The organism is Streptomyces aculeolatus (assembly GCF_020400605.1).
Taxonomy (GTDB): domain Bacteria; phylum Actinomycetota; class Actinomycetes; order Streptomycetales; family Streptomycetaceae; genus Streptomyces; species Streptomyces aculeolatus.
This window is the reverse complement of the sequence record NZ_JAINRD010000058.1, coordinates 1-4,318: the sequence shown is the minus strand read 5'-3', so window position 1 is coordinate 4,318 and position 4,318 is coordinate 1. Positions and strand designations below refer to the sequence as shown.

Here is a 4,318-nt window from a genome sequence, read left to right as displayed (position 1 = left end):
CGCCGGCGAGATTCGGTGGCCGTGGATCTCCGGCCCGGCCTTCACTCTGCTCGTGGCCCTGCTGGTCGCCCCTGGTCAGAAGGTGGTCTACGTCTACGTCCCCGGGCGCACGGCCAACATCCCCGGCCAGGCCCGCATGCGCCGGGGCTTCGCCCCGCTGGCCACACCCCCGAGCTGGTTCCCGACCTCAGGGTGCTCACGAACTACCGGGCCGGCCTGAGCAGCGACCGGATGCGGCTCATCAACCTGCTCCGTGACCTGCTGGTCGGCATCTGCCCGGCCCTGAAGCGGGCCTTCTCCTACCCTCCGCAAAGACCCGGTCGCCATGCCGACGCTGTCGCGCGGCCAAAGCCGTTGAGGCTGCCCGATCCCAACAGATCGCACCCCGGGGAGGCACGGGCAACGAAGCTGGTCTGCGACCTCGCCCACCAGTCCCCGGCCCTGGACGAGCGGATCAGTTACGACAAGATCCGCGAGACCTTCCGCGTCGACGACGGCGCCAATACAACCGGCGCCTGCGGCACATCGTCCACACGGCCGCGCAGACCGCGATGACGCGACCAGGCCCCTCCTGGGACTACTACCTCAAGAAGCGCTGCGAAGGCTGCTCCTCACCGAGACAAGGAAGCGGCCGCAGGGCCGGGACCGGGACCACGGCTCTCCGCCGTGGTCCCGGTCCCGGCCCTACTACCTCCGTCAGCTACCGGCGCCGTCCTTGACGTTGCCCGTGATGTGTCGCTGCAGGAACTCGTGGGCCAGGTCACCGAACTGCGTACCGAAGACCAAGGACCGCTCGACCGTCCCGCGGAAGTGGACACCGCCCCACACGCGGCTCTGCGCGCACACCCTGTTGAGCTCGGACCACGTGGCGAAGTGCACCTTGAGGTCCTTGGCAGGGACGGCCCCCGGCTCGGTCAACGACCGGCCGGCCTTGAACTCGAGGGTCCAGTTCAGGTCCTCGGAGTCGAAGTAGCGCCGCATCGCCTGTGCCCCGGCGGCGCACATGGTGGTGGAGCCGGAGGGGAACTCCGGGTGGTCGGCGACCGGCAGGTAGCTGACCCACTCGTTGGCGGGCAGGTCGTTGACCGTGCCCATGCCGAGACCGCCCCAGGCGGTGATCTTGCTGCGGCCGTACACGTGGCGCACGGCGCTGACCGGCCGCACGGCGTCGTACAGGCCCTTGTGGTGCCAGGCGGCGACCATCGCGCCGAAGGTCGCCAGGGAGTGCTGGAGCGACCACGCGACCCAGTCGAACACTCCCAGCTCGCCGTGGCTCTCCTCGTAGTTCTGGGCAGCGGCGGTGGCGGAGTAGCCCAGGCCCCAGGACTTGTTGTCCATGACCTCGGCGAGCGCCTTGCGCTCGTCGGTGAGCGTGGCCGATGCCTCCAGGACCTCGTCCACGGACTGCTTGTAGGCCCGGGGCCGGCGGTGGTCGCTGTGGCTGGGCGGGCCCAGCTTGAACTGGGCCGGGTCGGTGAAGATGTGCGCCTTGGTCGCCGCGGCCTGCGGGGTGACGAAGTGCTGGGCGACATAGATGCCCAGGTCGCCGTGGCCACCACCGACGCGACGGCCGTTGTGGGCATGCAGCTGCGGCTGCCAACGTGAGGGGTTACGCAGCTCGTGGGGGGTGTTCACCGGCCGATAACCGGTGTAGTCCGACCAGGGCTGCGGGTTGTACTTGCGGCCGCCCTCGTAGCCCAGGGCGTTAAAGCCGTCGTTCTTCAGGGCGTTCCAGACGGCCTTGGCCGCCGCGTTGCCGATGCCGACCGGGCTAGTTAAATTCTCCGAGGTGTCGTCCGGGTTCAGCCCGAGCGCCACCATGATCTCCCGCAGGCCGCCCAGGGGGCCGTCCACGCCGCCCAGCGGCATCCTCTCGAAGATGCGGTACTGGGAGTGGAAGAGGGCGATGTTCACGTTCCGGTTGGTGGCGGACTCGCTGGAGGGGCGGCGTGGGATCCGGGCATACACACCGACCGCGGTCTCGTGGTACGGCGCTGCGGCGTCGAACGCCGCCATTGCCCCGACGTGGGCCATCCACAGGATGAGGGTGGCGTCCATCGATCCGACGAATTCGTTGACGGACGGCGTGGTGGCCTGATCGTTGGTTGAGGGCCTGGCCCACCTGATGTAGTTGTCGGTGTCGAGGTCGAAGTCGAACGTGGGGTCCGGCTCCCCGTTGATGCCAGCGGCGCCGGCGGCGTGGGGCAGGCCCAGCATGGTCATGGCGGCAGCAGTGGAGCCGCCGAGCAGCACCGACCTGCGGCCGAGCGTGAAGCGTGAGTCCGACGTGCGTCTGGACGACGTCATGATTTTCCTCCGATTTCCTTGGTGGCGGGCCTCTGGATCGACCCATTTGTGGGGGGTTTGGGATATCGATGGCTGCTCCTTGGCCTTTCTTCCTGCGCTGACAGCCGAGCGAGGATGGGTAGATGAGCCGTCAGTCCGCGGCGGGAAGATGGTCAGTTCTTGACACACCGCAGCGCGAACTCGTGGGCCGGGTCGCCGAACTGGGCATCGAATGCTAGTGACACTTCCACGGCGATACGGAAATGCGCACCGGACGGCACCCAGAACACGGCAGAGTTCTTCTCAAGATCGGCTCAACTGGCCCACGTCAGCGTACGGTCACTGACCTGCGGGCAGGAGGTGAAATACCAGGTCGCGGGTGTCTCACGAGCTGGACATGCGGCCTTACGGAAACGCGTCGGGCCAGACCTGCCACGCGGAACTCGGGCCAGACCTGCCACGCGAAGATGAGGCATCGGCTAACCGGGCCGCCTCATGGACAGCCACATAGCTCTGATTCATCCCAAACTCCCCCGTATGTGCAGTGGCCCTCAGCTTTCGCTGTCACCACTGATTCCCCCGGTTCAGCTGTCTCATCCGCTCATCGTGTGAGCTGCGACATCATGTCTCTTTGTGAGTGACAATCTGTCGCTGCGACCGGTTCCTGACGAAATGTGGGAACTCACCGCTCCGGGCGAACTCGCCTGGAACACTGCGATCGCCGATGCCGCGCCGGCGCGAGCAAAAAGGGCGGGTCGCCGATCGGACCGGACCTGGTCGATCGCTGCAAGCATCGACAAGGCGTTTCTTCCACCACCGCGCCTGACTGCGTGAACGGGGAATGACCCCGCGCACCCGGACGGGCATCGAGTCTGGTGAACGGCTCGGCAGGCATCGCTGGAGTATCGGGCGGTCAGCGCCTGACTCTTCGGCTACCTCACCGCCCGATATGAGCGAAAGAGCTCCCATTTCCTCGCCTCCCCCGGCTTGGCTGCCGCCCCGACCTGCTACAGAGGTGGGCGAAACTCACCCTGTGAGACAGCCTCTTAACGCCCCTACGTTATCCGCGGCCACTAGAGAACACCTCGACCGACACTCAGGAGTTCTGCGCGTCGGACTTTCGCGGCTCCTGCAGATCGACTGAGAGCACGCATTATTCATGGGGGGAAGAATATTTGTTACTGCTGGTACAGTCACCATACGGAACCCAGGAAGGTGAATTGGTGCTCAACAGACGGGTCCGACGTATGCCCTGAGAATCCAGGTCGGACGTCGGTCGGAAGAGGTTTTCGCGGTCTGGCATCGCCGCAGAGATGAGGAAGCGGAAGCTCCGCTGGAGGTGTCGCCGTCGGGCAGTGAGGACGGTCCCCCGGCCCATCACCACAGGTACCCACCGGCTCGGACAGTGGCGAACGCGTCGGGTGCGACTCGGGCGAGACGGGCCGAGCGCGGGCGTGGTGGAGATGGCGTCAGCCGGGGACGTCCGTGGCGTTTACGCCGGCCGAGCAGGTGCTGCTGGTGGCGGTGTACTGCCGCACGAACGTGACGATGCCGTAGCTGGCGCCGCTCCTCGGCTGTCCGCCGACCCTGGTACGCCAGGTCATTCGACCGCTGTCGGCGATCGGTCCGGCCCCGGCGTCGGACCCAGCCGTGAAGTGGTTGTGGATCGTGGACGGCACGCTGGTGCCGGTAGGTGACCGCACGGTCGGAGCGTCTTGGCGCAACTGCCGCTCTTCAGCAAACGTGCAGGTCATCATCGACGCCGACACCCGCTCTGTGGTCGGACCGGAATCTCCGTCCGGCGGCTTACGGGCCCGCGGCAGCCGGCGGCCCGCGGTCCTGGTCCGCCCAGCGCACGCCTGGGAGTCATCCTCGTACCGGAGTTGCTGGGCGAGGCTCCCTCAATCTCTATGACCTCTCAAGTAGGAGTTGCTACCATTTCCTCATGACTGTCAAAAGTCGCTGGTTGACGCGGCCCGTTCGGACGGCCAGTGCCCCCGTCGCACTCCCCGCCCTGGCCTTGGAGGAGAGC

Annotated in this window: 3 protein-coding genes and 1 pseudogene; 2 read left to right on the top strand and 2 right to left on the bottom strand. The window is 66.7% G+C overall.

The features are described 5' to 3' along the window. Positions 1-605: pseudogene (locus tag LG396_RS38640) on the top strand (IS110 family transposase); the annotation flags it as partial. A gap of 91 nt (positions 606-696) precedes the next feature. On the opposite strand, the gene LG396_RS38635 reads toward LG396_RS38640, so the two are convergent. Next, entirely contained in the window at positions 697-2,307 is a 1,611-nt protein-coding gene (locus LG396_RS38635) for a DUF6851 domain-containing protein (RefSeq protein ID WP_225798285.1), read from the bottom strand. Positions 2,308-2,919: 612 nt separating this feature from the next. Here LG396_RS38635 and LG396_RS38630 point away from each other — a divergent pair. Then, on the top strand, positions 2,920-3,120 hold the full coding sequence (locus LG396_RS38630) for a hypothetical protein (protein WP_225798284.1): 201 nt from the start codon (positions 2,920-2,922) through the stop codon (positions 3,118-3,120). Between the two features lie 635 nt (positions 3,121-3,755). Here LG396_RS38630 and LG396_RS38625 read toward each other — a convergent pair. Further along, a complete protein-coding gene (locus LG396_RS38625) occupies positions 3,756-3,989 on the bottom strand; it encodes a hypothetical protein (protein ID WP_225798283.1) in 234 nt (77 codons plus the stop codon). Positions 3,990-4,318 lie beyond the last annotated feature (329 nt).

What these genes read in the sequence shown, in the direction of transcription:
- LG396_RS38635 (WP_225798285.1), bottom strand. Translation starts at nt 2,307, where the DNA reads ATGACGTCGTCCAGACGCACGTCGGACTCACGCTTCACGCTCGGCCGC.